Source organism: Bergeyella anatis (genome assembly GCF_036016955.1).
Lineage (GTDB): Bacteria > Bacteroidota > Bacteroidia > Flavobacteriales > Weeksellaceae > JAYWXI01.
The window spans coordinates 163,619-189,577 of record NZ_JAYWXI010000004.1 but is presented as its reverse complement, the minus strand read 5'-3'; the positions used below and the strand labels follow the sequence as shown (position 1 = coordinate 189,577).

26 protein-coding genes are annotated in these 25,959 nt (G+C 44.4%); 5 read left to right on the top strand and 21 right to left on the bottom strand.

Annotated features, from left to right (window positions below; genetic code table 11):
- The first annotated feature begins 13 nt into the window (after window positions 1-13).
- Window positions 14-1,075, top strand: a complete 1,062-nt coding sequence (gene thiL / locus VQ048_RS04670) for a thiamine-phosphate kinase (RefSeq protein ID WP_327610525.1) — start codon at window positions 14-16, stop codon at window positions 1,073-1,075.
- Between the two features lie 95 nt (window positions 1,076-1,170).
- A complete protein-coding gene (bioB, locus tag VQ048_RS04665; protein WP_327610524.1) occupies window positions 1,171-2,262 on the top strand; it encodes a biotin synthase BioB in 1,092 nt (363 codons plus the stop codon).
- Window positions 2,263-2,278: 16 nt separating this feature from the next.
- Here bioB and VQ048_RS04660 read toward each other — a convergent pair whose 3' ends face one another.
- Together VQ048_RS04660 and pepT are read right to left on the bottom strand one after the other, a co-directional pair.
- Window positions 2,279-3,130, bottom strand: a complete 852-nt coding sequence (locus VQ048_RS04660; RefSeq protein WP_327610523.1) for a UDP-2,3-diacylglucosamine diphosphatase — start codon at window positions 3,128-3,130, stop codon at window positions 2,279-2,281.
- A 96-nt stretch (window positions 3,131-3,226) separates the two neighbouring features.
- Entirely contained in the window at window positions 3,227-4,495 is a 1,269-nt protein-coding gene (pepT, locus tag VQ048_RS04655) for a peptidase T (RefSeq protein ID WP_327610522.1), read from the bottom strand.
- 196 nt (window positions 4,496-4,691) lie between these two features.
- Between pepT and VQ048_RS04650 the strand changes: the two genes are divergently transcribed.
- Both VQ048_RS04650 and VQ048_RS04645 read left to right on the top strand, forming a co-directional pair.
- Window positions 4,692-5,540 carry a hydroxymethylglutaryl-CoA lyase gene (locus VQ048_RS04650; RefSeq protein WP_327610521.1) on the top strand — a complete coding sequence of 283 codons (849 nt, stop codon included), beginning with the start codon at window positions 4,692-4,694 and terminating at the stop codon, window positions 5,538-5,540.
- Window positions 5,541-5,570: 30 nt separating this feature from the next.
- Window positions 5,571-6,419 carry a sulfurtransferase gene (locus VQ048_RS04645; protein WP_327610520.1) on the top strand — a complete coding sequence of 283 codons (849 nt, stop codon included), beginning with the start codon at window positions 5,571-5,573 and terminating at the stop codon, window positions 6,417-6,419.
- A 7-nt stretch (window positions 6,420-6,426) separates the two neighbouring features.
- Here VQ048_RS04645 and VQ048_RS04640 read toward each other — a convergent pair whose 3' ends face one another.
- The 7 genes from VQ048_RS04640 to VQ048_RS04610 all read right to left on the bottom strand — a co-directional run bounded on the left by VQ048_RS04640 (window position 6,427) and on the right by VQ048_RS04610 (window position 12,180).
- The gene (locus VQ048_RS04640; protein WP_327610519.1) at window positions 6,427-6,756 is read right to left on the bottom strand and encodes an SUF system Fe-S cluster assembly protein; all 330 of its coding nucleotides are present in this window, start codon (window positions 6,754-6,756) and stop codon (window positions 6,427-6,429) included.
- 52 nt (window positions 6,757-6,808) lie between these two features.
- Entirely contained in the window at window positions 6,809-7,507 is a 699-nt protein-coding gene (locus VQ048_RS04635; RefSeq protein WP_327610518.1) for a 3'-5' exonuclease, read from the bottom strand.
- A 16-nt stretch (window positions 7,508-7,523) separates the two neighbouring features.
- Window positions 7,524-8,048 carry a hypothetical protein gene (locus VQ048_RS04630; RefSeq protein WP_327610517.1) on the bottom strand — a complete coding sequence of 175 codons (525 nt, stop codon included), beginning with the start codon at window positions 8,046-8,048 and terminating at the stop codon, window positions 7,524-7,526.
- Between the two features lie 65 nt (window positions 8,049-8,113).
- On the bottom strand, window positions 8,114-9,421 hold the full coding sequence (gene sufD, locus VQ048_RS04625) for a Fe-S cluster assembly protein SufD (RefSeq protein ID WP_327610516.1): 1,308 nt from the start codon (window positions 9,419-9,421) through the stop codon (window positions 8,114-8,116).
- 87 nt (window positions 9,422-9,508) lie between these two features.
- Window positions 9,509-10,252, bottom strand: coding sequence for a Fe-S cluster assembly ATPase SufC (gene sufC / locus VQ048_RS04620; RefSeq protein WP_327610515.1), 744 nt, complete (start codon window positions 10,250-10,252; stop codon window positions 9,509-9,511).
- 89 nt (window positions 10,253-10,341) lie between these two features.
- Window positions 10,342-11,790 (bottom strand): Fe-S cluster assembly protein SufB, encoded by a 1,449-nt coding sequence (gene sufB / locus VQ048_RS04615; protein ID WP_327610514.1) that lies wholly within the window; start codon window positions 11,788-11,790, stop codon window positions 10,342-10,344.
- Between the two features lie 60 nt (window positions 11,791-11,850).
- Entirely contained in the window at window positions 11,851-12,180 is a 330-nt protein-coding gene (locus tag VQ048_RS04610) for a HesB/IscA family protein (protein WP_327610513.1), read from the bottom strand.
- 143 nt (window positions 12,181-12,323) lie between these two features.
- On the opposite strand from VQ048_RS04610, the gene VQ048_RS04605 reads away from it, so the two are divergent.
- Window positions 12,324-13,160 carry a GLPGLI family protein gene (locus VQ048_RS04605; RefSeq protein WP_327610512.1) on the top strand — a complete coding sequence of 279 codons (837 nt, stop codon included), beginning with the start codon at window positions 12,324-12,326 and terminating at the stop codon, window positions 13,158-13,160.
- A gap of 65 nt (window positions 13,161-13,225) precedes the next feature.
- Here VQ048_RS04605 and VQ048_RS04600 read toward each other — a convergent pair whose 3' ends face one another.
- The 12 genes from VQ048_RS04600 to VQ048_RS04545 all read right to left on the bottom strand — a co-directional run bounded on the left by VQ048_RS04600 (window position 13,226) and on the right by VQ048_RS04545 (window position 25,943).
- On the bottom strand, window positions 13,226-13,822 hold the full coding sequence (locus VQ048_RS04600; protein WP_327610511.1) for a 50S ribosomal protein L25/general stress protein Ctc: 597 nt from the start codon (window positions 13,820-13,822) through the stop codon (window positions 13,226-13,228).
- Window positions 13,823-13,922: 100 nt separating this feature from the next.
- Complete coding sequence (locus VQ048_RS04595; protein WP_327610510.1) at window positions 13,923-14,861, bottom strand: ribose-phosphate pyrophosphokinase; 939 nt, start codon at window positions 14,859-14,861, stop codon at window positions 13,923-13,925.
- Between the two features lie 93 nt (window positions 14,862-14,954).
- Window positions 14,955-15,806 (bottom strand): KPN_02809 family neutral zinc metallopeptidase, encoded by an 852-nt coding sequence (gene ypfJ, locus VQ048_RS04590; RefSeq protein ID WP_327610509.1) that lies wholly within the window; start codon window positions 15,804-15,806, stop codon window positions 14,955-14,957.
- Between the two features lie 50 nt (window positions 15,807-15,856).
- A complete protein-coding gene (ribH, locus tag VQ048_RS04585; RefSeq protein WP_327610508.1) occupies window positions 15,857-16,366 on the bottom strand; it encodes a 6,7-dimethyl-8-ribityllumazine synthase in 510 nt (169 codons plus the stop codon).
- Window positions 16,367-16,369: 3 nt separating this feature from the next.
- Window positions 16,370-17,071: a tetratricopeptide repeat protein gene (locus tag VQ048_RS04580; protein ID WP_327610507.1), complete on the bottom strand. Its 702-nt coding sequence runs from the start codon at window positions 17,069-17,071 to the stop codon at window positions 16,370-16,372.
- Between the two features lie 75 nt (window positions 17,072-17,146).
- Window positions 17,147-17,683 carry an adenine phosphoribosyltransferase gene (locus tag VQ048_RS04575; RefSeq protein WP_327610506.1) on the bottom strand — a complete coding sequence of 179 codons (537 nt, stop codon included), beginning with the start codon at window positions 17,681-17,683 and terminating at the stop codon, window positions 17,147-17,149.
- A gap of 3 nt (window positions 17,684-17,686) precedes the next feature.
- On the bottom strand, window positions 17,687-18,844 hold the full coding sequence (locus tag VQ048_RS04570) for a hypothetical protein (RefSeq protein ID WP_327610505.1): 1,158 nt from the start codon (window positions 18,842-18,844) through the stop codon (window positions 17,687-17,689).
- An 83-nt stretch (window positions 18,845-18,927) separates the two neighbouring features.
- Window positions 18,928-20,259, bottom strand: a complete 1,332-nt coding sequence (locus VQ048_RS04565; RefSeq protein WP_327610504.1) for a quinol:cytochrome C oxidoreductase — start codon at window positions 20,257-20,259, stop codon at window positions 18,928-18,930.
- A gap of 18 nt (window positions 20,260-20,277) precedes the next feature.
- Window positions 20,278-20,961, bottom strand: coding sequence for a c-type cytochrome (locus VQ048_RS04560; protein ID WP_327610503.1), 684 nt, complete (start codon window positions 20,959-20,961; stop codon window positions 20,278-20,280).
- Window positions 20,954-21,475: a DUF3341 domain-containing protein gene (locus tag VQ048_RS04555; protein ID WP_327610502.1), complete on the bottom strand. Its 522-nt coding sequence runs from the start codon at window positions 21,473-21,475 to the stop codon at window positions 20,954-20,956. Before VQ048_RS04555 ends, VQ048_RS04560 begins: the two co-directional genes overlap by 8 nt.
- Complete coding sequence (gene nrfD, locus VQ048_RS04550; protein ID WP_327610501.1) at window positions 21,462-22,856, bottom strand: NrfD/PsrC family molybdoenzyme membrane anchor subunit; 1,395 nt, start codon at window positions 22,854-22,856, stop codon at window positions 21,462-21,464. Before nrfD ends, VQ048_RS04555 begins: the two co-directional genes overlap by 14 nt.
- Window positions 22,857-22,874: 18 nt before the next feature.
- Complete coding sequence (locus tag VQ048_RS04545; RefSeq protein ID WP_327610500.1) at window positions 22,875-25,943, bottom strand: TAT-variant-translocated molybdopterin oxidoreductase; 3,069 nt, start codon at window positions 25,941-25,943, stop codon at window positions 22,875-22,877.
- Window positions 25,944-25,959: the final 16 nt, after the last annotated feature.

The following is a 25,959-nucleotide window of genomic DNA, read 5'->3' as shown; positions in this document are numbered from 1 at the left end:
AACGCATATTACCATGCTTGAAGATAAAAATCCTCAGTTGACGCCGATTTCATCCTTGGGCGAATTCGGATTGATAAAACATTTAACCGAAAGATTTAGTTTAAATAATTCGTCGTCTTTTTTGGGGATTGGCGATGATGCGGCAATCATTGATGCGGCTACGAAAAAAGTGGTGGTTACGACGGATGTTTTGGCGGAAGGGGTGCATTTTAATTTGGGGTATGTTCCTTTGAAACATTTGGGCTATAAGGCGGTTGTAACGAACCTTAGCGATGTGGCGGCTATGAATGCTTTGCCCACTCAGATTTTGGTATCGCTTGCGGTTTCGAATCGTTTTCCGGTGGAGGCTTTGGAAGAGATTTATGAAGGGATTGCTTTGGCTTGTAAACGTTACGGGGTGGATTTGGTTGGTGGGGATACCACGAGTTCTAATTCGGGGTTGGTGATGAGTATTATGGCTTTGGGCTTGGAGGATGAGGTTAATCTGGTTCGGCGGAGCGGAGCAAAAGCCGGCGATTTACTTGTGGTGACAGGCGATTTGGGCGGTGCTTACATGGGGCTTCAGATTTTGGAAAGGGAGCATGCGGTGTTTTTGGCCAATCCTAATATGCAGCCGGAAATGAACGGGTACGATTATATTTTGGAACGTCAGCTTAAGCCGGAGGCTCGCACGGATATCAAACCTATTTTGGAAGCGTTGGGGGTTCGACCTACGGCTATGATAGATGTTTCGGACGGTTTGGCTTCCGAGATTTTACATCTTTCGGACCAAAGCGGAGTGGGGTTCCGTTTGTATGAAGACAAAATTCCGATTGATCCGCTGACTTTTGCCACGGCCGAGGAATTTAACCTTAACCCGGTGATGGCGGCTCTTTCGGGAGGTGAAGATTACGAATTATTAATGACCATTTCGGCGGCGGATTACGAAAAAATCAAGGGGCATTTGGATTTTACGGTGATTGGCCATGCGGTGGAAGCAGAGCAAGGCAACCATATGGTTTTGGCGGGAAGCGGCGAATTAGCCGAACTGACGGCGCAGGGCTGGGATGCTTTTCTTAAGAATAACCGAAGATAGGCTGAGATCATTGAAACAGACCTAATTTTGAGGAAAAAGAGGTTTTACTCCGTCTTTTTTCCGTATTTTTGACTTCTTTCAAATTTTAGAGTATTATGAGCAAGACGTGGACAACGCAAGAGATTCTAGATATTTACCACCAGCCGTTTTTGGATTTGGTGTTTCAGGCGGCTCAGGTGCATCGCACCTATCATGACCCTAATAAGGTTCAGATTTCTTCTCTGATTTCCGTAAAGACGGGCGGTTGTCCCGAAGATTGTGGCTACTGTCCTCAAGCGGCGCGTTACCATACGGAAGTGAAAATCCACGATTTGCTTCCGGTTCACCAAGTGAAGGCTCAGGCGCTAAGAGCGAAAGCCAATGGTATTTCCAGGGTGTGCTTGGGAGCGGCTTGGCGGAATGTTAAAGATGGTCCGGAGTTCGATCAGGTATTGGATATGGTTCGGGAAGTGACCAAGTTGGACATGGAGGTTTGTTGTACGTTGGGAATGCTTACCGAGAATCAGGCCAAACGTTTGGAAGAAGCGGGGCTTTATGCCTATAACCATAACATTGACAGTTCGGAGGAGTATTATAAAGAAGTCATTTCGACCCGGGCATTCGAAGATCGTCTGGAAACGATTGATAACGTCAGGAAAACTTCTATTACGCTTTGTTCGGGGGGGATTATTGGCATGGGCGAGAGTATTGAAGACCGCTGCGGAATGTTGAAGGTCTTAGCGAACATGACGCCTCAGCCGGAATCCGTTCCGATTAATGCTTTGGTAGCGGTGGAAGGGACTCCTATGGAGAATGAGGAACCGGTAGATATTTTTGAATTTGTGCGTATGGTTGCCACGGCCCGTATCGTTTTGCCTAAGACTCAGGTTCGCCTTTCGGCGGGTAGGACGGGGCTTTCCAACGAGGGGCAGGCGCTTTGCTTTTTGGCGGGAGCCAATTCCATTTTTGCGGGGGATAAGCTTTTGACGACGCCCAATCCGGATGTGAACGAAGACCGAAAACTTTTTGAACAATTGGGGATTAAACCTCAAACTCCGTTCGAAAAACATCCGAAAAGAGAAGTGGTAGAGAAGGAGGACAGCCAAATTTGCCCTTTGGGAGAGAACCCCAAGTGGACCAGACCCGATCATAAAATTGAAAGAAACGAGGCTGCCAAGGAAAAAGCCAAGGAGCTGCGAAAATCATAGGGCATTGGTTTTTGCTCTATGGTTTAACGAAGTTGAGGGCCGTTAATTCTTTTGGTAAAACCATTGCTTCCGTGTTGGCGCGAATGTTTTTGGTTTCGATTGCGGGCTTTTCGTAATGGTCGTCTTCGTAAAATTTCAGTTTCCATTCGCCGTTATGGTATTCCAGCCAGGAGAGGTTTTCGATCCAATCTCCGGTGTTGAGGTAGCGCACGCTGCCTTTGGCGGTGCTTACGGTTTTGTCGGTGGGTTGGTGGATGTGTCCGCAAATGACGCAATCGTAGCGATGGTCGATGGCCAGTTCGATGGCTTTTTCTTCAAAATCGGAGATGAATTTTACGGCTTTTTTTACCGAGTTTTTTATTTTTTTCGAGAGGGAAACTTTGGGGCGTCCAAAGAGTTTTAATCCCCAATTCACGGCGCGTCCGGCTAAAATGAGCCAGTCGTACCCCCAGCCTCCGATTTTAGCGATAATTTTAGCGCTTCCCTTGGTGGTGTAATCGAAGATGTCGCCATGAAAAACCCAGTGGGATTTTCCTCCGATTTGGAAGAGGTATTTGTCGGTCAGCAGGAGGTTGCCTACTTCCATGTCGGTGTATTTGCGTAGGAATTCGTCGTGATTTCCCGTGATATAGACGATACGGGTTCCCTTTTTCATCATCTTGAATAATTCGCTTAGCACGGCCATATGGGCATTGGGGAAATAATTTTTGCTAAAGGCCCAGCCGTCAATAATATCTCCATTGAGAATTAAGAGTTCAGGATGGATGCTTTTTAGGTAGGCTAAAAGTTCAGTAGCGTGGCAACCGTAGGTCCCGAGATGAATGTCCGAGAGGATGACGATTTCGACGAGACGTCTGTTTTTGGGCATGGTAATTTTTCACAAAAATAAACCCCCAATATGAATTGGGGGTTATCTGAATGTTAATTTTTCAAATCCATTTATTTGATAATCAAAAGAATGGGATTAAGCAGAAGGGTGTTTTTTCACGGCTTTAGCGATGTTTACGATAACTTTTACCGCTTTTTCCATACTTTCCAGGGCGACGTATTCGTAAGGGCCGTGGAAGTTGATGCCGCCGGCAAAAATATTGGGGCAGGGCAGTCCCATATAAGAAAGTTGGGCGCCGTCGGTTCCCCCGCGGATGGCTTTTATTTTGGGTTCGATGTTTGCGTCTTTCATGGCTTGGGCAGCAATGTCGATGATGTGCATTTTACCTTCGAACTGCTGTTTCATGTTGCGGTATTGTTCTTTGATTTCCACTTCGGCGGTGCCTTCGCCGTATTTTTGGTTGAATTCGTCTACTTTTTGCTGCATTAGACGTTTTCGCTCTTCGAATTTTGTTTCGTCGTGATCGCGAATGATGTATTGCAATTTGGCTTGGGAAACGTCGGCGTTAAGATCCATTAGGTGGAAGAAGCCTTCGAAGCCTTTAGTGGTCGAAGGGGTTTGATCTGCGGGAAGGGTTCCTGCAAACTCCGAAGCCAAAAGAGCGGCGTTAATCATTTTACCGTAAGCATATCCCGGATGGACGCTTAAGCCGTGAATGGTTACCACTGCTCCGGCGGCATTGAAGTTTTCGTATTCCAACTCGCCGACCTCTCCACCGTCCATGGTATAGGCCCAATCGGCCCCGAATTTTTTAACATCGAAAAGGTGGGCTCCGCGACCGATTTCTTCGTCCGGAGTGAAGCCGATGGCAATTCGGCCGTGCTTTATTTCGGGATGAGCCAAAAGGTACTCTGCTGCCGTAACGATTTCGGCAACACCAGCTTTATCGTCTGCGCCCAGTAGGGTTGTGCCGTCGGTGGTGATAAGGGTTTTTCCGACATAGTCTTTAAGACTTTCAAATCTGGAAGGAGAAAGGGTGAAGCCAGTAGCTTGGTTTAGAACCAAGTCGCCTCCGTCGTAGTCGTCCCAAATCTGAGGGTTGACATTCTTCCCATTGAAATCTGGCGAAGTGTCATAATGGGCAATAAATCCCACGGTGGGTTCGTCGTCGTTTTCGAGGTTGGACGGGAGGTAGGCCATGATGTAACCGTTATCGTCCAAGGAAACGTCCGAAAGTCCCAGGTTTTTAAGCTCTTCGAAAATGTATTTCGCAATATCCCATTGTTGGGGGCTTGAAGGGGTACTCGTGCTTTCAGGGTCGCTGGTAGAGTAGATTTTAGCGTAAGTGATGAAGCGATTTTGAAGCTTCAGTTTCCATTCCAAGTTGAAATCTATGGTCTGCATGATGAGGTCTTTTTTGAATTTTAACAAAGTTAATGAATTTAGGAGGAAGATGAAAAAAAGGCAGGGTGGAAGTCCTGGGAATAAAAAAGTTCGACTTTCTCTTATGAGTTTGTAAGGTGTTGTTTTGTAGTGTTTTGCTTTGTTTTTTGGGATAAATTGAAAAATATTATCTTTACCAAAATCAAAAAAAGTAAAAATGTTTTTGACCGAGTGTCCCCGTGATGCCATGCAAGGCTGGGGCGAGTTTATTCCTACACCAATCAAAATCGACTACATCAATGCTTTGATGGAGGTGCGTTTCGACGTGTTGGACTGCGGAAGTTTTGTTTCGCCAAAGTCCATTCCTCAAATGGCGGATACTTCGGAAGTGGTGCGGAATATCGACAAGTCGCGTTCGGAGACCAAGCTGTCGGTTATTGTGGCTAATATCAGCGGAGCAGAAAGAGCGCTAAGCCACGAGGCGGTCGATATTCTGGGGTTTCCTTTTTCCATATCCGAAACATTCCAGCATCGCAATACCAACAAAAATCAGGAGGAGGCCTTTCGTCAAGTGGAGGAAATTTACCGTATGGTGAAAGCGGAAAACAAGGTGCTTACCCTTTATTTTTCGATGGCTTTCGGGAACCCTTACGGAGAGGCTTGGAAATGGGAAGACGTTGATTTTTGGGCGGGGCGTTTCAATGAAATAGGCATAAAAACGGTAATGCTGTCGGACACGACGGGCGTGGCCACACCTCAAACCATAGCTTTGCTTTTTGAAAAAATCCCATCCCGCTATCCTTCGGTAGAATTTGGCGCTCATTTTCATAACCGCTATCAGGAGGCTTATGCCAAGCTAAATGCGGCATACGAAAACGGTTGTCGGAGGTTTGATTCGGCTATTAAGGGGATTGGTGGATGCCCGATGGCCAAGGACGATTTGGTGGGGAATATGCCCACCGAGCAGGTGATTAATTTTTTACAGAAAAAAAAGGAGGATCATAAACTTCATCTCCTCAATTTTGAGTCGGCATGGAATAAGGCCAAAACTATTTTTCATTTTTAACCGCTGAACGCTTAATAACTCAATTCAATCATGCATGTTGTTTGTCCGCCGATTATTGAGGTTTCCGAATTGAAAGAATGTTTAGAAGACCCTTTATTGGTGGTATTGGATGCCCGTACGGGAAAGCAGGCCGAAGCCGAATATCTTGCGGGGCATCTCCAAGGGGCTTTATTTGCCGATTTGGAAAAGGATTGGTCTGCTATTTCTCATTCGCCTTCTCAAGGTGGACGTCATCCGCTTCCCGACTTGTTTGATTTTGCAAAAACGGTTTCCGATTTGGGAATCACGGCGCAATCCCGTGTGGTGGTTTATGATGCTCAGGGTGGGGCGAATGCGGCGGCGAGAGTTTGGTGGATGCTTAGGGCTTTTGGGATTGATTGGGTTCGAGTGCTTAACGGAGGATGGCCGGCAGCCTTAGCGTATGGACTGCCGATTAGGAGCGGAGAGGAAGCGGTGAAAAAAAACGTTGTGAAAATTCCCGACGATTGGATGCTGCCGACGGTAAGCCTTGAAGAAGTGGAACAAAAACTTTCCGATGGATCGGCACTTGTTATTGATGTAAGGGAGTCGTCTCGTTACCGTGGGGACTTTGAGCCTATTGATACGGTTGCTGGGCATATTCCGGGAGCGATTAATTTTCCTTTTTCTGAAAATTTCAATGCCGAGGGTTTTTTCTTAGGGCGCGAAGCGTTGCGTATGAAATATGCCCAATTTTTAAAAAAAGATCTAGATTGCATAGTGCATTGCGGTTCCGGAGTGACGGCTTGTCATACGGTTTTGGCAATGGTTTTAGCAGGATTTCCGCCTCCTTCTTTGTACGTAGGTTCATGGAGCGAGTGGAGCCGCAGGGGCAAGCCTATCGCTGTAGAACGAGATTAAAAAGAGGTTAGAATAAAATGCCGAGTTCAAACTTGGCTTCTTCGCTCATCATGTCTTTGCTCCAAGCGGGCTCGAAAGTCAGTTCCAAGTCAACATGGTTTACGCCTTCCACTTCCGATACTTTTTCTTTGACTTCTTGAGGAAGCGATTCGGCAACGGGACAATTGGGCGTTGTAAGGGTCATAACGACTTTTACAGCCCCTTCGTCTGAAATCTGGACATCGTATACCAAGCCCAATTCATAAATATCCACGGGGATTTCGGGATCGTAAATCGTTTTTAGGGTTTTGATGATCTCTTCGCCGATGGTTGCGATTTTATCGTCGGTATATTTCATTGCACGGAGTTTAACAACTTTTTATAAGATTTTTTGTTTTCTTCGGGCGATTTTAGGCATCGTGACGTTGGAGTAAATCTTCTTGCCTCATTCTTCGGAAAACATTGGCCAAAGTTAAGACATCTTTTTCACAATATTTAACGATTCTAAATAAATCTTTTTCTATATAATAAATAGATGAAACCATAGAGCCGTCAATATCATCTTTTGGGGTAGGGATTCCAAAAATGTGGGCCATGAGTTCCAACGAAATAAAGGATTTGTAGTCGCCGAATTTCCACAATTCCATGGTGTCGAGATGGGGAATTTCCCAAGGTTTTTTGCCAAACATCTGAAACGGCACCGGAGGAGGCATCCCGTTGATTAGAAAACGCCGGGAAATCCAAGGAAAATCAAATTCCTTACCATTATGGGCACAGAGAATCACATCGCGAAGCCGCGGTTTATTGAAGAGAGCACCGAAAGATTCCAAAAGTTTTTTTTCGTTGTCGCTTGCGTAACTTTTGATGCGGAGTTTACCGTTTTTTTCCAGCATTCCTACCGAGATGCAGATGATTTTTCCGAATTCGGCCATGATGCCCGCCCTTTGGCCGTAAAACTCTTCGGGCGAAACCTCGTCTTTCCTTTGGTAATGGGTTTTCTTTTCCCAGAGTTTTCGCTCGGTGTCGTTAAGGGTATCCCAAGAGGGCTCTTGGGGAACGGTCTCAATATCAAGAAAGAGTACTTTTTCGATCGGAATATGTTGAATCATGGGTTTGAAGGAATGGTTATGAGTTTAGTTTTTTTTCTATTTCGGCCAAAAGCTGTTCTACTTTTAGTTTTTCTTCTATGTATTTTTTCTGCAGTGCGCTGTCGGAGCCCATCCGATCGTAATAGAGTAGTGCTTTTTGGGCAAACTGCTTTCGGTGAAAATCCGACGCTTCGGGAACATGGGGAAAATGTTTATGAAACAACATTTCCGTATAGGCTTGCCATTCTCTCTCGTTCTTGTCTTCTACCAGTGTTTCTTCGGCTTTTTGCCTGACGTGAAGCATCTCGTGAGCTAAAAGGTTTAAAACCAAAGAAAGGTCGAAATCAAAAAGATTTTCCGGAATATAAACTACCTGCTTCCCGGGAATAGAACCTACGGCCGTGAGCAAGAGTTGCCCTTCGGGAACATCCTGTTGGTAATCGAATTTTGAGAGGTTCGGGTGTTCCAGGCCGAACACTCTCAAAAGATAGCGGGCCGCATCCAAAACTTGATGGTGCCTGTTGTAAGCGTCGATATGTGTTTTGACATATTGCAGATTCATAGGCGTCAATATAGCAAAAATTCCCTATCCGAGGAAGGGAATTTTGATAAATAAAATAGATTCGTTTAAAAACCCATTGCCACGTCTAATTTTTCAGCTAAAAGTTTGGATAGTTTTAGTTTCAAAGGTTCGATGTCGATGTTTTGCATGGCATCGTTGGCAAAGGCGTAAAGCAGGAGTGCCTGTGCCTCTTTCTTGGAAATTCCTCTCGCCCGGAGGTAGAATAATGCTTCTTTGTCCAACTGCCCCACGGTACACCCATGAGAACATTTTACATCATCGGCGAAAATTTCAAGCTGGGGCTTGGTGTTGATTTCTGCCCCCTCACTTAGCAAGACGTTGTTATTTTGTTGGTAAGCATTGGTTTTCTGAGCAATTTGGTCTACGAAAACTTTTCCGTTAAAGACTCCTTTGGCTTTATCTTTGAAAATGCCTTTGTAATTCTGATAGCTTTCGCAATGGGGGAAATTGTGATGCACCGCAGTATGATGGTCAACCAGTTGTTCGTTTCCGATAATGGTAATCCCGTTCATAAAAGAGTTGATGTTTTCACCTCCGTGGATAAAATCCAAATTATTGCGAACCAGTTTTCCTCCGAATGAGAATGTATTTACGGTTGCCAAACTGTCTCTTTCCTGTTTCACGAACGTATGGTCAACAAGTGCAGATTGCTCATTGTCGTTCTGTAGCTTGTGCCAGTCGGCCTTGGCATTTTTACCGGCGAAAATTTCGGTTACGGCATTGGTGAAGACAAAAGTTTCATCAAAATTATGGTGACTTTCAATGATTTCCACCTTAGCCCCTTCTTCCACGATTAGAAGGTTTCGCGTATTGTAAAAAGTGTTTTCAGATTGATTTTGAGAGAGATAAAACACATGAATTGGTTTTGCAATCCCCACGTTTTTCGGAACGTGAAGGAAAAAACCTTCGCGGGTGTAGGCCGTGTTGAGGTCTACAAGTGCATTTCCTTTTGTGGCAATTTGCCCGAAGTAGTTTTCAAAAACCCCTTTATGGTGTGGGTCTTTCAAGGCATGCTCCATGGAAAGAAACTCTGCGTTTTCCAAAGAAATATTCGAGAGTTCTTTGCGAAGAACCCCATTGACAAATACAATCCAATCGAAATGCTCTTCGCCCAAATGAAGTTCATCAAGTTGGGTTTTGGTTAAGTGATGCGCTTCGGCAGGGAAAAAAGAGTAATCTTTTTCTGTAATTTCGCGGAGGTTGGTGTATTTGTATTCTTCCTCTTTTTTGGTCGGAAATCCTTTGGCCTCAAACGATTTTAGAGCCTCAGCCCTAGCTTCGTTCAAGAAGTGGTGACGGAGCCCTTGCAAAAAGGAAGGATGATTTTGTATGATTTGTTCGTATAACGCCATTGTTAAGCCTTTTCACAGCCTCTCAATGAGATGAATCACAAGAGCGGCTGAAGTTATATTTTTATTTAAATAGGAGTGTCAAACGTTTTACTTGGTCAGCCAGTCGTAGCCTTTTTCTTCAAGCTCCAGCGCCAAATTTTTATCGCCTGTTTTAATGATTTTGCCATCGGCCAAAACATGAACAAAATCGGGCTGGATGTAGTTTAAAAGCCTTTGGTAGTGGGTGATCAAAAGCACGGCATTTCCTTGGTTTCTAAATTTGTTCACCCCGTCGGCTACGATGCGTAGGGCATCGATATCCAAGCCGGAATCGGTCTCGTCCAAAATGGCTAATTTGGGGTCAAGCATCATCATTTGGAAAATCTCGTTTCTTTTTTTCTCCCCGCCGGAGAAACCTTCATTGAGGGAGCGTCCCAAGAAATCTTTTTTGATTTCCAATTTTTCTGCATTTTCACGGACCAAGGCCAGCATTTCTTTCGCCGGAAGTTCATCCAACCCTTTGGCTTTGCGGGTTTCGTTAATAGCTGCTTTGATAAAGTTGGTTACCGTAACCCCGGGAATTTCCACGGGATACTGAAACGAAAGAAAAATTCCCTTGTGAGCTCTTTCTTCGGGCGCGTCTTCCACGATGTTTTCGCCTTCGAAGAGAATTTCACCGTCGGTTACCTCGTAATCTTCCCGTCCTGCGATCACGGAAGAAAGCGTAGATTTTCCGGCACCGTTAGGTCCCATGATGGCATGAACTTCGCCGGGATTGATTTCAAGATTGATTCCCTTCAAAATCGTTGCCCCATCCTCTATTTTGGCGTGTAAGTTATTTATTTTTAGCATTTTTACTGTTTTTTATGGCTGTTTCTCCTTTTATTGAGGGAGAAGTAAATGTGATTTTTTTGTGATAGTCAGTCGTTTTTGTTTGCGGTTTAACCCACTGAACCTTCCAAGGAAATTTCCAAAAGTTTTTGAGCTTCAATGGCAAATTCCATCGGCAGTTTATTGAGAACTTCCTTGCTGAAGCCGTTGACGATGAGTGCAATGGCTTTCTCGGTATCGATGCCTCTTTGGTTACAATAAAAAATCTGATCTTCCCCGATTTTGGAAGTCGTGGCTTCGTGCTCCAATTGGGCGGAAGGATCTTTGATTTCGATGTAAGGGAAAGTATGAGCGCCGCATTCGTTCCCCATCAAAAGCGAATCGCATTGAGAGAAATTTCGGGCTCCCTTGGCCGAAGGCATTACCTTGACCAATCCGCGGTAAGAGTTATTGGATTTTCCTGCAGAAATACCTTTGGAAATGATGGTCGAACGGGTGTTTTTACCGATGTGAATCATCTTGGTGCCCGTATCGGCGTATTGGTGATTGTTGGTCACGGCAATCGAATAAAACTCTCCGATGGAATGATCGCCTTTCAGGATACAGCTGGGGTATTTCCAAGTCACGGCCGAGCCGGTCTCCACCTGCGTCCATGAAATTTTTGCACGATTTTCACATAATCCCCTTTTCGTTACGAAGTTGTAAACACCTCCTTTTCCCTCTTCATCCCCCGGAAACCAGTTTTGGACGGTTGAATACTTTATTTCGGCATCGTCCATCGCGATGAGCTCCACCACGGCCGCATGCAGTTGGTTTTCGTCCCTGGCTGGAGCCGTGCATCCTTCCAAATAAGAAACGTAACTGCCTTCATCGGCAACAACTAGGGTGCGTTCAAACTGCCCTGTTCCGGCTTGGTTGATTCTGAAATAAGTGGAAAGCTCCATCGGGCACTTCACGCCCTTGGGAATGTAACAGAATGATCCGTCTGAAAATACGGCCGAGTTAAGCGCGGCATAAAAATTATCCCCGCGAGGCACGACCTTACCGATGTATTTCCGAACCAAATCAGGGTGATTTTGTATGGCTTCGGAAATCGAACAGAAAATAATCCCTTTTTCCTTCAATGTTTCCTGAAACGTTGTCTTAACCGATACAGAATCCATTACGATGTCCACCGCTACACCTGCAAGCCGTTTTTGTTCTTCGATATTAATACCCAGTTTTTCAAAGGTTTTGAGCAATTCGGGGTCCACTTCATCCAAGCTGGCCAATTCCGGTTTTTTCTTCGGTGCGGCGTAGTATTTTATCGATTGAAAATCAGGTTTTTCGTAACGAATATTTGCCCAATCCGGCTCTTCCATTTTTTGCCAAATTCGATAGGCTTCCAAACGCCATTCCGTCATCCATTCCGGCTCGTTTTTCTTGGCGGAGATCATCCGTATAATGTCTTCATTGAGCCCAGTTGGAAAATCCTCATATTCGATGTCGGTATAAAATCCGGCTTCGTATTCCTTGGTTTTCAGATCTTCTCTAAGGTCGTCTTCAGTATATTTTTTCATAAGGTATTTTCGAAATAAAAGAAGCTACACCGGTGTTTTTTCGGAGTGCCTCTTGTGGTTCTACAGACTAAAACTTTCCCCGCATCCGCAGGTTCTGGCCGCATTAGGATTGTTGAAAACAAATCCTTTTCCGTTAAGCCCGCCCGAATAATCCAAAGTGGTTCCTGCCAAATAAAGGATGGATTTTTTATCCACCACGATACGCACCCCGTTATCCTCGAAAAGCTGGTCGGCATCAGTTGTTTGATTATCAAACTTCAGCACGTATTCCAACCCGGAGCATCCGCCGCTTTTTACCCCGACGCGGATGTAATCTGTCTCGGGATTGAAGCCGTCTTCCTTCATCAGAACCGAGGCTTTTTCTTTTGCATTATCACTAACTTTAATCATGGAATTATTTAGAACGATTTTAGATTGCAAAAGTACGAACTAAATGGATGCAATTCAAATTTGTCCTTTCTTTTTAACTATAATTAATATTGATGGAACTTAACTTTTCCTACTCGGAGTTATCCAACCCTAAAATTTACATTATGCAAAAAAAAATCATACTATTGGTATGGGGATTATTTTCGGTGATGGCATTTCCACAAGCAACCCGTTTTGTGTATCAGCTTTCCATGAAGTCCGATTCTACGGCTGCACCTGTTGCTGAGAATGCTTTTTTGGATGTCGCAGATCGGCAGTCTTACTTCTATGGCGAGAAAGATCTGAAAAGGGATTCGCTTTTCCGTCGGTCGTTTGAAACCCGTAATTTTAATTTCGATCGTTCGCAGATGCAACAATACCGTTCGCAAATTGATTATCAAATCAGTAAGGATTTGGATGCGTCTAAAATTATTTATAAAAGTCGCATAGGAAGAGATCGCTACGCTTATGAGGAGGATCGGCCGATCTCGTGGAACATTCAACCTGAAACGTCTACCCTCGACCGCTATAAGGTTCAAAAAGCAGAAACGAATTTTGCCGGACGTCACTGGGTGGCGTGGTTTACGACCGAAATTCCCATTACGGACGGGCCTTACAAGTTTCATGGTCTTCCGGGGCTTATTGTAAAGGTGGAAGACGATAGAGGCGATTATATTTTCGAATTAAAAGAAACCCGAAAAATAGAAGCCGTTTATACTCCAGAGTCTATGGGAAGAGCACCGATGACTGTAAAAAGAAAGGATTATGTGAAACAAATGGAAAAATACAGAAAAGATCCGGTGGCTTTCCTCAATAGTCAAACTTCAGCGATGGGGCCTCCGCCGGGTGGGCCTGGAGGAGAAGCGAGAACCTTTACTCCCGATCCTCAAAGACAGAAGGAAATGCAACAACGAATAAAAGAATCTCTCCAGAAGGAAAATAATCCTTTGGAAAAAAATTAAAAAATACTGATTCATAAACAAAACCTGCCTCTAGAGGCAGGTTTTTGATTTTATAAAGGAAGAAATTACCCTTCAGATTCGTCTTCGTCGTCGTCAACAACAACGCCTCCTTTCATCGCGTTTCTAGACATCTTCACGGCTGCTACTACAGCATTGTCTGGGTGAAGGAATGTGTAAGCGTCATTTTTGATGTCGCCCACATAAACCTTATTACCGATTCTAAGTGGTGTTACATCCACTACGATTTCATCTGGAAGGTTAGCAGGAAGGGCTTTCAATCTCAATTTTCTGAATGACTGACGCAATACACCACCGGCAACAACCCCTTTTGCACGTCCAGTAATTCTTACAGGAACGTCCATGATAACAGGTTTGTCTTCAGAAAGTTGATAGAAGTCTGCGTGAAGAATCCGATCCGTAATAGGGTGGAATTGGATGTCTTGTAGAACCGCCGGAATTGTTTGTCCGTCAATTACAAGCTCTACCGTGTGTGCGTCAGGAGTGTACACCAAGTTCTTGAAAGATTTCTCTTCAGTAGAGAAGTTCAAAGGCTCGGTTCCTCCATAAACAACACAAGGAACTAGCTCAGCATCACGTAAAGCTTTTGTAGACTTTTTGCCCACGCTTTCTCTTTTTGCACCTTGAATTGTAATAGATTTCATTGTAAATATATTTTTTTGAGGGTGCAAAGATAGAAATATTTTGTCAAATAAAAAATCCTTCCGCATGAAGGAAGGATTTACTTTTGCAATTTGCGTTTATTTAGATAACGAATTTATTGCTGATAGATTTGTGTTCATGAACCATCTTCATCACGTCGGCAAAGAGGTCGGCACAAGACAACACTTTGATTTTGGACGATAACTCTGTTTTTACTGGGATGGTATCGGTTACGATAACCTCTTCCAAACAAGAGTTCTCGATATTTTCGTACGCTTTTCCGGATAACACCGGGTGGGTGGCCATGGCCCGAACCGATTTGGCTCCGTTATTTCGGAGAATTTCGGCGGCCTTGCACAGAGTACCGGCAGTATCAATCATATCATCAATGAGGATCACGTTACGATCTTTAACATCGCCAATGAGGAACATTTCTTCCACTACGTTGGCCTTTTTCCTTTCTTTGTAGGCAATCACAACTTCTGCACCAAGATGACCGGCATAATTTTTAGCCCGTTTGGCTCCGCCCATATCGGGAGAGGCAATGGTTAGGTTTTCCAACTGGAGCGAGGTAATGTAATCGACAAAAATAGTGGAGGCGTAGAGGTGATCCACCGGAATTTCGAAAAACCCTTGAATTTGATCGGCATGCAAATCCATGGTCATGATACGGGTAGCTCCTGCTGCGGTAAGCAAATTGGCAGCCAATTTGGCTCCTATCGGAGCACGAGGTTTGTCCTTACGATCCTGACGAGCCAATCCGTAGTAAGGAATAACGACGGTAATGCTTTTGGCAGAGGCCCTTTTGGCGGCATCAATCATAAGCAAAAGTTCCAAAAGGTTGTCCGCGGGGGGAAAAGTAGAACCAATGAGAAAAACTCTTCCGCCACGTACCGACTGGTCCAATACGGGTTCAAATTCTCCGTCGCTGAATTCTTGAAAATTAATTTTTCCCATCTCCTGACCGTAGCTCTTAGCGATTTTTTCGGCTAAGTCCTTGCTGGTTCGGGTGGAGAAAAGGTAACTAAGTTGTTCGGCCATTTTTACTGTTTATTTTGAAGGCAAATTTAATAAAATTTTGGAGCAAGGGAGAGGTGAATTTCTTCGCTCTCTTTTTGTGCATTCTTTGTGTTTTTAGCGAAGCAATTGGTCAAAGGTGTTGCCTTGCCGTATGTCTCCCGTTTGATAACCTCTTAGGAACCACTCCTTCCGTTGGGCAGAACTTCCGTGGGTAAAGGTTTCCTGATTGACGTAGCCTTGGGCCCGTTTCTGAATATTGTCATCACCAACGGCTTGGGCAGCGCTAATGGCCGATTCGATGTCGCCCGGCTCTAAAAACTTTTCCCGGTCGTCGGAATATCTGGCCCAAAGTCCGGCATAAAAGTCGGCCTGAAGTTCTGTGGCGACGGAAACTTGATTCATTTGGGTTTGAGAGTATTGCCCACTTCGTCTTAATTGTTCGGTTTTTTGCAACGTTCCCAAAAGGTTTTGCACATGGTGCCCCATTTCGTGGGCAAGAACATAAGCCACGGAAAATTCGGTTACCTGAGCCCCAAAACGTTCCTGTAATTCATTAAAAAAGCTGAGATCCATGTACACGGTTTCGTCGCTGGGGCAGTAAAAAGGGCCCATGGCCGCCTGAGCCGTCCCACAACCGGATTGTGTGATTTGTTCAAAGAGAACCACTTTCGCAGGACGGTATTGCATCCCGTTTTCCTGGAAAATCTTTGCCCAAGTTCTTTCGTTTTCGGAGGTAAGCATTCTTATAAATTCGTTGATTTGCTTCTCTTCCGAGGTTAATTCACGCTGTTCGGTCGGAGCAGAAGAACTTATGCCCGAATTCAACACCGCCGAAGGATCGCCTCCCAGAAAAAAAACGATGGCTGCAATAATCAGCGAGATAAGGCCTCCGCCTACCAGCCCTCCGCCACTTCCTCGTCCACGGCGGTCTTCTACATTATCGCTTCGGTTTTCTGTCCATTTCATCCGTTGTATTTTTTACTTGTGGTAAAGGTACTAAATATTTCCGTTTAGGATTAAAATCCAATATGATTTTGTTGCGGGCTAAGACCTCTTTTGAAATCAATCATTTTTAAAGCCGTAACGGCTGCTTCCACCCCTTTGTTTCCGAGGTTACCGCCGCTTCGGGCTATAGATTGTTCTTTGGTGTCATCGGTCAGTACACAAAAAATCGTAGGAGTATCGGTTTGGGTATTGCAGTCTTTTATCCCTTGCGCAACGGCAGAGCAAACATAATCAAAATGAGCCGTTTCGCCCCGTATGACGCAGCCAATGGCAATGACGGCATCAAACCGCTGTGTCTTGCAGAGTTGCATGGAGGCATAGCTTAGTTCAAAGGCTCCAGGAACGGTATAGACGGTTAGGTTTTCTTTTTTTACGCCTTCTTTCTCCAATAGAGCCAAAGTAGCATCGCGGAGATTGAATGTAATGAAATCGTTCCACTCGGAAACTACAATGCCGATGGTAAAGTCATCGGCATTAGTGATATGGAGTGGCTTGTAATCGGAAAGATTTACTGTAGCCATGGGTTAATAATATTTTACCATTTCGATATAAGCATCGGACATTCCGTTGTCGTACTCGGTGTACTTCTCGTCGATGCTGGTGAAGTATTTTTTGGCTTCCGCATTTTTCTTTAGCGCAAGCGACAGAATACCGGCTTTACGCGTGAAATAATAGGAAGTATAAGGATCGTCGGATGCAGAAATCGCCTTCTCCAAAAGGGATAAGGCCTCATTCACTTTGTTCAGGTTGGCTTGGGCGTCGGCCATGGCACCGTATTTAAGAGCCATGAGCACTTTGTTATCCGAACTGAATTGATCCAAAAGGTCATAGGCTTCTTTGTATTTCCCTTCTTTGAAACGGATGAGTCCGGCATTATAAGCCGAGAGTTTTCCTGCGTCGGTAGCCGAATAATTTTCATAGGTTCCTAAAAATCCGGGGTTCGCAGCCGATTTTCCTCCTAGGGCTTCGGTGTTGTCTCCTTGTTGAAGCTTTGCCATGGCAGCCAAATAGCCTTTGGTCGCTTCTTCATTTTTAGGAGCAACGATGAATTGCTGATAAGCAAAATAGGAAAGGATCAAAACAACCAATCCACCGAAAATAATGGATAAGAGTTTTGCATTTCTCTCCAGAAAACGTTCCGTCTGAAGAGCTTCTTTATCGAGATCCTTGAAAAACTCTACGGTTTCTTTTCCTTCGATTTCTTGTTGGTTTTTATTTTTTGTCATAAGTCGGTCTAAAAAATGAGATGCAAATTTAATTGTTTCTGAATGATTTTCAAAATCGGGTAAAATGGATTTTGGTTAATAATCCAAAATTGTATAGATTTCGGAGGCATAAGGCAGGAGTTTGCTCTCGCCTTGAAGTGCTTTAAGACCAATCAAAAAGCTAAATTGAGTGACAATACCGCCCTGCTTTTGGACTAATTTGGCTGCCGCTTCGGTAGTTCCGCCTGTGGCGAGTAAATCGTCGTGGATTAGTACCCTTTGTCCTGCTTTCAGTTGACCTTCTCTCATTTCGATTTCGGAGGTGCCGTATTCCAACTCGTAGGATTGGGAGACGAAAGGAGGGGGGAGTTTCCCTTTTTTTCTTATCAAAATAAAGGGCACTCCCAACGCGACCGCAATGGCAATACCAAAGAGGTAGCCACGGCTTTCAATACCGCAGACGACGTCGATTTTTCCCCGACTGAAAGCCGCCAAGTCTTCAATGACGGCTTCGTAGAGTTTCGGTTGGAGGAAAATGGGACTAATGTCCTTGAATTGGATGCCCGGTTTAGGAAAATCGGGAATATTGAGTACGGTGTTTTCCAGTGCGGTGATGAGCTCTTTGGATGCCATAATTTATTGGTTAATGTTATAATTGGTTATTTTCCACTCTCCTTTGATGTTTTTCAGTCCGAAAGTAACTTGCAGGGAAGTGGTTTTTCCTGTTTTATCCGTTACATCGTAGGTGGCTCCGATTTGAGCCGATTTATCGGAAGCTGATTTGGTGGTGATGTTTTTTACGTTAATACTTTTTACCGCGCCAAATCCCGAGGTCGGATTGGAAAACTGATCGTAGGAACCCCACCCTGCATTATCGGATGTTTCGTAAGCTGCTTTGAGGTTTTGAGAGCTCAAATGATTCAAGAAACGGGTTACCGTTGTTTTGGGGTCAGAGGAAGGGCTGGCAAGTGCATTGTCGGCGTTAGGATTTTGCTGAGAAGGATCGGCGGGTTCTTGAAGTGCAAGGTCTTGCTCTTGGCCTGCTCCAGGAGCAGGCATCCGAAGGGCTTTGAGGTTCACAGGAACGCCGATTTTAGACATTTTGAAATTTTTAGCGGTTGTTTTTACCGTTACGGTAATGTCAATGGTTCCGTCTGTAATTTTTTGCGATGGGAGCGACGCCATACGAATGGTAAATCCTGAAAAATCGTTATCCTGCATCAGGTTTTTGGAGGTTAACAGTTTTCCGTTGCTGTTGTGAACTTCCAAAACGGTTTCCAGAGCGGCGCCAGAGAAATCAATCGGTTTGCCGGACTGGTCCACCAATCGAGGAACCACTTGAATGGCTTTGGGGCCAAGAACGGAATCTTTCATGGTTTCTATAACTGTTAGCGATAGCGAGGAGGCTTTCACATCGTTCGGATCGTATTGGCTGGCTTCTTCGTTCCCAAAAATATTCATTTCGCCGAGCGATGGTGGGCCAGTGCTGGACCATTCGATACCGTTTTTGGAGGCGACTTGGTCGGCGAGACTTAAAATCTGAGGCACTTTCATTCCGTTGATTTTTTTTCCGAGGGCATTGATTTTTTCGATGTCACTCCCGCCTTCCACACCGAAGGTCTTTAGGATGTATAATGCTTCGTTAAATTTAACCTGCTGCAAAGTGGTCAGGCTGCTGGCCATATCGTTGATGCTGCTTTGAAAAGTTTTGGTCGTAGTGGCATCCACGGTGTCTTTTTTACAAGCGTTAAGTGTTGTAAGGGCGACGAATAAGATAAAGATTAAACGTTTCATGTTTAAAAAAGCTTTGCACAAAAGTAAAAAAAATCCCGACATGATGTCGGGATTCTTTTTGAGGTTCTATATTACTCCGTGGTTTAGAACGGGTACTCGTAGATTTTTGATTCGTGAACGAATGGGTTTCCTGTAGGAATCAGTTTCAATTTTGTCAGTTTGGACATCACGGCAAGGATGAACAAACCTACAAAGAAGATTACAGCTCCCAATACCAACAATAGTACTGCTGCGTTGTTCCAATAAGGGCCAACCGTTCCGGGCATTACCATGTTGAAGTAATCTATGATATGGCCAATCACTACAATTACAGCAACCGACGTTACAACTTTATAATTTCTCTTAATGCTCGAACTTACCAAAACCAACAATGGAATGAGGAAGTTTAAGATAAGCATTGGGAGGAAGGTTGGAGCATAGTGCTCAAATCTTCCGAAGAAATAATTCACTTCTTCAGGAACGTTGGCATACCAGTAAAGCATGAACTGACAGAACCAAGTGTACGTCCACAGCATACTCGTAGCAAAAAGGAATTTACCTAAATCGTGAAGGTGATTGTCGTTAAACTCAGGAAGAAATCCTTTTTTCTTCAAGTAAACGGTCACCAAAATAATCAAGGCTACAGCAGTGGCCAAGGCACTTACCATTGCATACCATACGTACATGGTAGAGTACCAGTGGTGGTCGATTGACATCAACCAATCCCAAGCCCATCCTACAGATGCAAATCCGAAGAATACGATGTAACCTACAGACCATCTGTACAACATTTGGTAGTCTCTTGCATTTTTGGTTTGGTCGACTTTCTTGGATTGGGTTCTTAGTTTCCATGCAAAGAAAGAGGCTCCAAGCACATAGAAAAGATTTCTTACCAAATAGAAAGATTCGTTAAGGAATTTGCTCTTTTCGAGGGTGATAACATCAAAGTTAGGGTCATTAGGGTCTTTCAGTGAAGGATCCATCCAATGAAACAGATGCCCAATATGTGAAATGTTAAGTGCCATAATGACAAGGCAAAATGCACCCGCCCAAGGAATGAAATAAGCGATGGCTTCCATTACACGAGTAACGATAATAGACCATCCGGCGTGAGCAGCATGTTGGATGGAATAGAAAAACAGCACGCAGCAAGATGCCGCAAAGAAAAATACGGCTACAAAATGCAATGCCGCCAAAGGCTGGTTTTTAACTTGGTGGATGGCGTGCTCCAAATGAGAGTTGTGATCCTGAGGACCTACAAGCTCGCTGGAGTGTGTTGGCGCAGTATGACCGGAAGCGTGCACGGCCTCCATCATATGTTCCACAGCCGTATTATCGTAACTTTTATTGATGAGGTAGCCGGCTCCAAAGAGAATCAGTCCTACAACAATCAGTACGATGGATGTTAATCTTAATTTAGGTGAAAAACTATACATTTTTTCTGTCTTTTAAAATTATTTTGTAGCGGTAGAATCAGTCACTGCGGCAGTTGTTCCTGCAGCGGGTGCTGCAGGCCCACCTTTAAATTCGTTCATAACATACATAGCCACTCTCCAACGGTCTCCCGGAGTAAGCTGTCCGGCGTAAGAGCCCATGGCGTTTCTACCGTTCTCGATGACATAGTGTACTGTTCCTAGTGTAATCGCTCTGTCGGCATATTTAGGAACACCAACGTAAGCTCCCGTTTGAACGATGGAACCTTGTCCGTCTCCTGCCGTACCGTGGCAAGCCGAACACGTCTTTTCATAAAGCACTTTTCCTCTAGCCAAATCTTTTTCTGCATTAGCCGGATTTAGAGGCGAAACCGTTACGGCTTTGGAAGCTTCGTAGCCGGCATTATACTCGTCCATATTGGCAGGAAGAAGCCCTTCAGCGAAAATACCGTCACGATTTTGAGGTACGGTTCCCGGAACGGGAGTCAAGGCTGTGGCTCCATTTTGTTTAACAAAAGCGGGCACTTCATTGTCGTGCTTGGAGTAAGGATCTTCTGCTTTTTGAAGCGGATCGTATGCCACTGGAAAATACATGTCTGGAAAATAAACCAAAGGAGGATTACCTTTTCCACAAGAAGTAAGTACTAAACCAGCAAAACCTAAGATGGCTGTAATCTTTAAAATATTTTTTTTCATTTTAAGCATCTTTTACGGTTATTTCTTCAGCACCGGTCTCGATGAGAAGCTGTTTAATTTTATCAACATCCTGGCTTACAAACTCCATAAGGAATTTATCGTCGGTGGTACGAGGGTCCGGATTTTGAGCCGGAGCACCAGGATACATTTTGTTTCTTACAAGGAAAGTAAGGGACATCATGTGCGCAGCACAGAATACCATCAATTCGAACATGGGAACCACAAAAGCAGGCATGTTGTGAGCCCAATCAAAGGCAGGCTTTCCACCGATGTTTTGCGGCCAATCGTGATTCATGGTGTACCACGTAATTAGTGCCCCGATGGTTACTCCGTAACAAGCATAGATGAACGCTGCATCCGAAATCCTTGTTTTTTTCAGACCAAGAGCTTTATCCAACCCGTGAACCGGGAAAGGAGTATACACCTCGTTGATCTCAATTCCTTTTTCTCTAAATGCTTTAACGCCTTGCATTAAATCATCATCGTCGGCATATAAACCGTAAATTATTTTAGTGGTGCTCATCTCCTTCTTTTGCTTTATAAGTTTCACCAGAAATTTTCAAAATAGATTTCAATTCAGCCTGTGCAATTACAGGGAATGTTCTTGCGTAAAGTAGGAACAATACAGAGAAGAATCCGATGGTTCCCAAGTAAACCCCAACGTCAATGATTGTCGGTTTAAACATCGTCCAAGAACCAGGAAGGTAGTCTCTAGATAGGTTGATAACGATGATGTCAAAACGCTCAAACCACATACCGATGTTGATGATAAGAGCTACAAAGAATGTCCAAATGATATTGGTACGCAATTTCTTGAACCAGAACGAAGCTGGCACGACAAGGTTACAGATGATTAGTGCCCAAAATGCCCACCAGTAAGGACCGGTAGCCGCTCCTGGAGTCAGATAGGCAAAATCCTCGAAACGTGTTCCCGAATACCATGCAATAAAATATTCTACCGCGTAGGCCACCGTTACCATTCCTCCGGTTACTACGATAACGATGTTCATGATTTCGATGTGGTACATGGTGATGTACTCCTCAAGGTTACATACCTTTCTGGCCACCAAAAGAAGCGTTTGTACCATCGCAAATCCAGAGAAAATCGCTCCCGCAACGAAGTACGGCGGATAGATGGTGGAGTGCCATCCTTTAATAACCGATGTAGCAAAGTCAAAGGATACCGTGGTGTGTACGGAAAATACTAGCGGGGTTGCCAAACCGGCAAGAACCAATGAAAGTTCTTCGAAACGCTGCCAGTGTTTTGCCTTACCTCCCCAACCGAAGGCAAGGAACGTATAAATCTTTTTTGTCCAAGGGGTTTTTGCCCGATCTCGAATCATAGCGAAGTCCGGAATAAGTCCCATGAACCAAAATACCGTTGATACCGAGAAATAGGTGGAAATCGCAAATACGTCCCAAAGTAGAGGCGAGTTAAAGTTTGTCCAAAGTGAACCAAACTGGTTAGGGATAGGAAACACCCAGTAACCAACCCAAACTCTACCCATGTGGATGACCGGGAAAATCGCAGCCTGAACAACGGCAAAGATGGTCATCGCTTCGGCAGAACGGTTCACGGACATTCTCCAACGTTGTCTAAATAATAATAGTACTGCAGAAATCAGGGTTCCGGCGTGACCAATCCCCACCCACCATACGAAGTTGGTAATATCCCAACCCCAGTTGATGGTTCTGTTGAGTCCCCAGGCGCCGATACCAGTACCTATGGTGTAGGCGATGCAGCCGAATCCATAAATAAACAGTACCAATGCCGCCCAAAATGAAATCCACCAGAGCTTTCCGGCTCTTTCTTCGATAGGTCTGGCGATATCTTCTGTGATATCATGATAAGTTTTGTGACCAATAATTAAAGGTTCCCTAATTGGGGCTTCGTAATGTGACATGTTTTACCTTATTATTATTTAAACTTTGTTTTCTTTTCTGTTTCTAACTTTGGTATGATAGAATACGTTAGGCTTCGTACCGATTTCTTCCAGTAGGGTATATCTTCTGTTGCTGGTATAAAGCTTACGTACTTCCGACGTTTTGTCGTTCATATCGCCAAACTGCATTGCTCCTGTTGAACACGCTTTGGAACACGCTGTAGCGAATTCGCCGTCTTGTACTTTGCGGCCTTCTTTTTTCGCTTCCAAGATGGTGTTCTGAGTCATTTGGATACACATCGAGCATTTTTCCATTACCCCTCTGGTTCTTACAACAACATCCGGATTCAGAACCATTCTTCCCAAGTCGTTGTTCATATTGAAGTCGAACTTGTCGTTAAGATTATAAGTGAACCAGTTGAATCGTCTTACTTTGTAAGGACAGTTGTTTGCACAATATCTGGTACCGATGCATCGGTTGTAAGCCATTTGGTTTTGACCTTGTTTACCGTGTGATGTTGCTGCAACAGGACAAACGGTTTCGCATGGTGCATGGTTACAGTGCTGACACATTACCGGTTGGAAAATCACATCCGGATTTTCGGCAGGTTCAATCAAGATGTCATAGACTTGAGGAACATTAAGATTACGATCCAATTGTTCTTTTTGGTCTATTTTCTCTTTGGCAGAGTAGTAGCGGTCGATTCTCAACCAATACATATCTCTGGACATTCTTACCTCTTCTTTTCCAACTACCGGTACGTTATTTTCGGCTTGACAAGCAATGATACAAGCCCCGCACCCTGTACAAGCGTTAAGGTCGATGGAAAGGTTGAAGTGAGGCCCGTCTGTATCGTCGAATTCATCCCAAAGGGAGATTTTACCTGCCGCCATAGACTCGGTAAGGGTATGGTATTCCAAAGGAATATTCCATCCTTTTGGCCTTCCGTTTTCGATGGTGCGGTCGTCGAATTTCACATTGAGGAAAGTTTCCAAAGGCACTTCTCTTGCAATTTCATAACGTCCCATTAGGGTGTTTTGAAGCTGCATTCCGGCAAATTCGTGTTTGCTGCTTGACGATTTTTCGATTTTTATGCCACCCACGCAAAGGTTTGAACCGTCGAAAAGAGGGTAGGCATTAACTCCCGTTTCTGCTACTTTTCCAGAGTTTTTCTTTCCGTATCCCAACGCCAAACCGAAAGAGCCTTCGGCTTGCCCCGGTTGGATGAATACAGGCACGTCATTAAGTGTTACGCCGTTGACCGTCAAATTCACTTTGGAGCCGTCAAGCTGCATTCTTGCATTAAGTGTATTCTCTAAGCCTAACTTGGCTGCATCTTTAGGCGAAACGGTCAGATAATTATCCCAAGAAAGTCTGGTGATAGGATCTGGAAGTTCCTGCAACCATGGGTTGTTAGCCTGCGTTCCGTCTCCGATGGAAGTTTTGGTATAGAGGTTAAGTTCCCATTCGGATGCTTTGAAGTTGGAAAGTTCTGCTATGGCTTGGGTGGCATTTCCTCCAGCATAAGCTAGTGCGGCTTCAGAAGCCACTTCGTTGTAACCGTTGTAAAGCGCTTTGTTGAAGCTTACCCCACCCAAAAGACTGCTGGCATTGGCTTTCAAATAATCGTAGTAGTTGTTTGCAGGGCTGTTTTTTCCGTTAATCCAAACCAGTAGAGATTCTTCAATCTGTCTAGGCTTGAATACTTTAGAAATCGTAGGCTGCATGAGAGAGTATACGCCGGATTGTGGGGTAAGGTCAGCCCAAGATTCCAACCAGTGGGTGGCAGGAATAACTGCTTTCGCCGCTTCATACATCTCGTTTTTCTTGTCAACGATAGCAACCACGTGAGGGACTTTTGTCAACGCTTTCTTGAAGTCTTCGCCTTTGTTGGAAGAATAAATTGGGTTGATGTTATTGGTGATCAGAACACCTACTTGCCCGCTATTCATCCAAGACAAGAACTCTTGGTAACGTGCCCCGTCGAATTCTTTTAGAAGGTTTTTCTTGCCGGTAAAAGCCGAAGAACCTAGTTTTTGGTTGATGAGATGAGCCAAAACGTAAGCTCCCTTGCTTCCGTCGGCTAACACTACGGCTTTGCTTCCTTTGGCCTGAAGTTCTGCAGCGATACTTTGTGCATTTTTATCGGAAGACGATCCTCCGTTAATCAGGTTGTAAACTTCAACTAAGGTTTTGTTAACCGCACTTGGTTTCAAAGGGATACGAGTGTCGGCATTGGCTCCGGTTAACGACATATTGGATTCCACCTGAATATGTCTTAACATATTAGCCCCCGGTTTTTTAGCCGCTGCGTAAGACGTTTCCAAACTTGCCCCGTTGTAGTGATCCAAGAAATCCGCTTGGAACGAAACCACCAACTCGGTACCGGAAAGGTCGTATACAGGCAAAGCTCTTTGTCCGAAAACCTCTTGTGCGGCATCCAGTGCGGCGGCATAAGGATAAGCATCGTAAGTTACCAATTCGGCGGTAGGGTACTTAGCCTTAAAGTCGCCAAAAAGTTTTTTGAAAGTTGGCGAAGCATAGGAATGAGAAAGAACGACAATTCTTTTGCCCGATCCTTGTGCCTCTGCTAGGGCTTTTAGGATGTAGTCATCCACTTTATCGAAAGTCTCGTCTTTTCCTTGCAACTGAGGCTGCTTTACCTTATCGTTATCGTAAAGAGACAAAACGCTGGCCTGCGCTCTAGCATTGGTTTTTCCAAGTTCTTTGGCGGCAGGGTTTGCTTCGATTTTTATGGGTCTTCCTTCTCTGGTTTTTACAAGAACATTGGAAAAATCGAATCCGTCGAAGAAAGTTGTAGCGTAATAGTTGGGAACCCCAGGAATAATATCGTGAGGTTTTACCACGTAAGGAATGGTCTTAATTACCGGAGCCTCACAAGCGGCTAAAGTTACTGCCGCGGTAGAGAATCCTAAAAGCTTAAGGAAATCTCTTCTAGAAGTTCCGGAGTTATTCATTTTTTCGGAATCACCTAGGAATTCATCCACGGGAATTTCATTTTGAAATTCTTTTTGAGCCAGCTTTTGGTTGAGTGCCGGATCTTTCAGTTCGTGAATACTTCTAAATTGTATTTTGTTTGAAGCCATTTATACTTCTTATTTA

Bases quoted from the DNA above. Each gene is read 5' to 3' on its own strand.
- VQ048_RS04580 (WP_327610507.1), bottom strand. From the start codon at position 17,071: ATGACAAAAAATAAAAACCAACAAGAAATCGAAGGAAAAGAAACCGTA.
- VQ048_RS04660 (WP_327610523.1), bottom strand. From the start codon at position 3,130: ATGCCCAAAAACAGACGTCTCGTCGAAATCGTCATCCTCTCGGACATT.
- sufD (WP_327610516.1), bottom strand. From the start codon at position 9,421: ATGGCGTTATACGAACAAATCATACAAAATCATCCTTCCTTTTTGCAA.
- pepT (WP_327610522.1), bottom strand. From the start codon at position 4,495: ATGCAGACCATAGATTTCAACTTGGAATGGAAACTGAAGCTTCAAAAT.
- nrfD (WP_327610501.1), bottom strand. From the start codon at position 22,856: ATGTCACATTACGAAGCCCCAATTAGGGAACCTTTAATTATTGGTCAC.
- ribH (WP_327610508.1), bottom strand. From the start codon at position 16,366: ATGGCTACAGTAAATCTTTCCGATTACAAGCCACTCCATATCACTAAT.
- thiL (WP_327610525.1), top strand. From the start codon at position 14: ATGCTTGAAGATAAAAATCCTCAGTTGACGCCGATTTCATCCTTGGGC.
- VQ048_RS04555 (WP_327610502.1), bottom strand. From the start codon at position 21,475: ATGAGCACCACTAAAATAATTTACGGTTTATATGCCGACGATGATGAT.
- VQ048_RS04630 (WP_327610517.1), bottom strand. From the start codon at position 8,048: ATGAATCTGCAATATGTCAAAACACATATCGACGCTTACAACAGGCAC.
- sufB (WP_327610514.1), bottom strand. From the start codon at position 11,790: ATGAAAAAATATACTGAAGACGACCTTAGAGAAGATCTGAAAACCAAG.
- VQ048_RS04640 (WP_327610519.1), bottom strand. From the start codon at position 6,756: ATGAAATATACCGACGATAAAATCGCAACCATCGGCGAAGAGATCATC.
- VQ048_RS04635 (WP_327610518.1), bottom strand. From the start codon at position 7,507: ATGATTCAACATATTCCGATCGAAAAAGTACTCTTTCTTGATATTGAG.
- ypfJ (WP_327610509.1), bottom strand. From the start codon at position 15,806: ATGAAATGGACAGAAAACCGAAGCGATAATGTAGAAGACCGCCGTGGA.
- VQ048_RS04545 (WP_327610500.1), bottom strand. From the start codon at position 25,943: ATGGCTTCAAACAAAATACAATTTAGAAGTATTCACGAACTGAAAGAT.
- bioB (WP_327610524.1), top strand. From the start codon at position 1,171: ATGAGCAAGACGTGGACAACGCAAGAGATTCTAGATATTTACCACCAG.
- VQ048_RS04595 (WP_327610510.1), bottom strand. From the start codon at position 14,861: ATGGCCGAACAACTTAGTTACCTTTTCTCCACCCGAACCAGCAAGGAC.
- VQ048_RS04575 (WP_327610506.1), bottom strand. From the start codon at position 17,683: ATGGCATCCAAAGAGCTCATCACCGCACTGGAAAACACCGTACTCAAT.
- VQ048_RS04610 (WP_327610513.1), bottom strand. From the start codon at position 12,180: ATGATTAAAGTTAGTGATAATGCAAAAGAAAAAGCCTCGGTTCTGATG.
- VQ048_RS04565 (WP_327610504.1), bottom strand. From the start codon at position 20,259: ATGTATAGTTTTTCACCTAAATTAAGATTAACATCCATCGTACTGATT.
- VQ048_RS04650 (WP_327610521.1), top strand. From the start codon at position 4,692: ATGTTTTTGACCGAGTGTCCCCGTGATGCCATGCAAGGCTGGGGCGAG.
- VQ048_RS04605 (WP_327610512.1), top strand. From the start codon at position 12,324: ATGCAAAAAAAAATCATACTATTGGTATGGGGATTATTTTCGGTGATG.
- VQ048_RS04570 (WP_327610505.1), bottom strand. From the start codon at position 18,844: ATGAAACGTTTAATCTTTATCTTATTCGTCGCCCTTACAACACTTAAC.
- VQ048_RS04645 (WP_327610520.1), top strand. From the start codon at position 5,571: ATGCATGTTGTTTGTCCGCCGATTATTGAGGTTTCCGAATTGAAAGAA.
- sufC (WP_327610515.1), bottom strand. From the start codon at position 10,252: ATGCTAAAAATAAATAACTTACACGCCAAAATAGAGGATGGGGCAACG.
- VQ048_RS04600 (WP_327610511.1), bottom strand. From the start codon at position 13,822: ATGAAATCTATTACAATTCAAGGTGCAAAAAGAGAAAGCGTGGGCAAA.
- VQ048_RS04560 (WP_327610503.1), bottom strand. From the start codon at position 20,961: ATGCTTAAAATGAAAAAAAATATTTTAAAGATTACAGCCATCTTAGGT.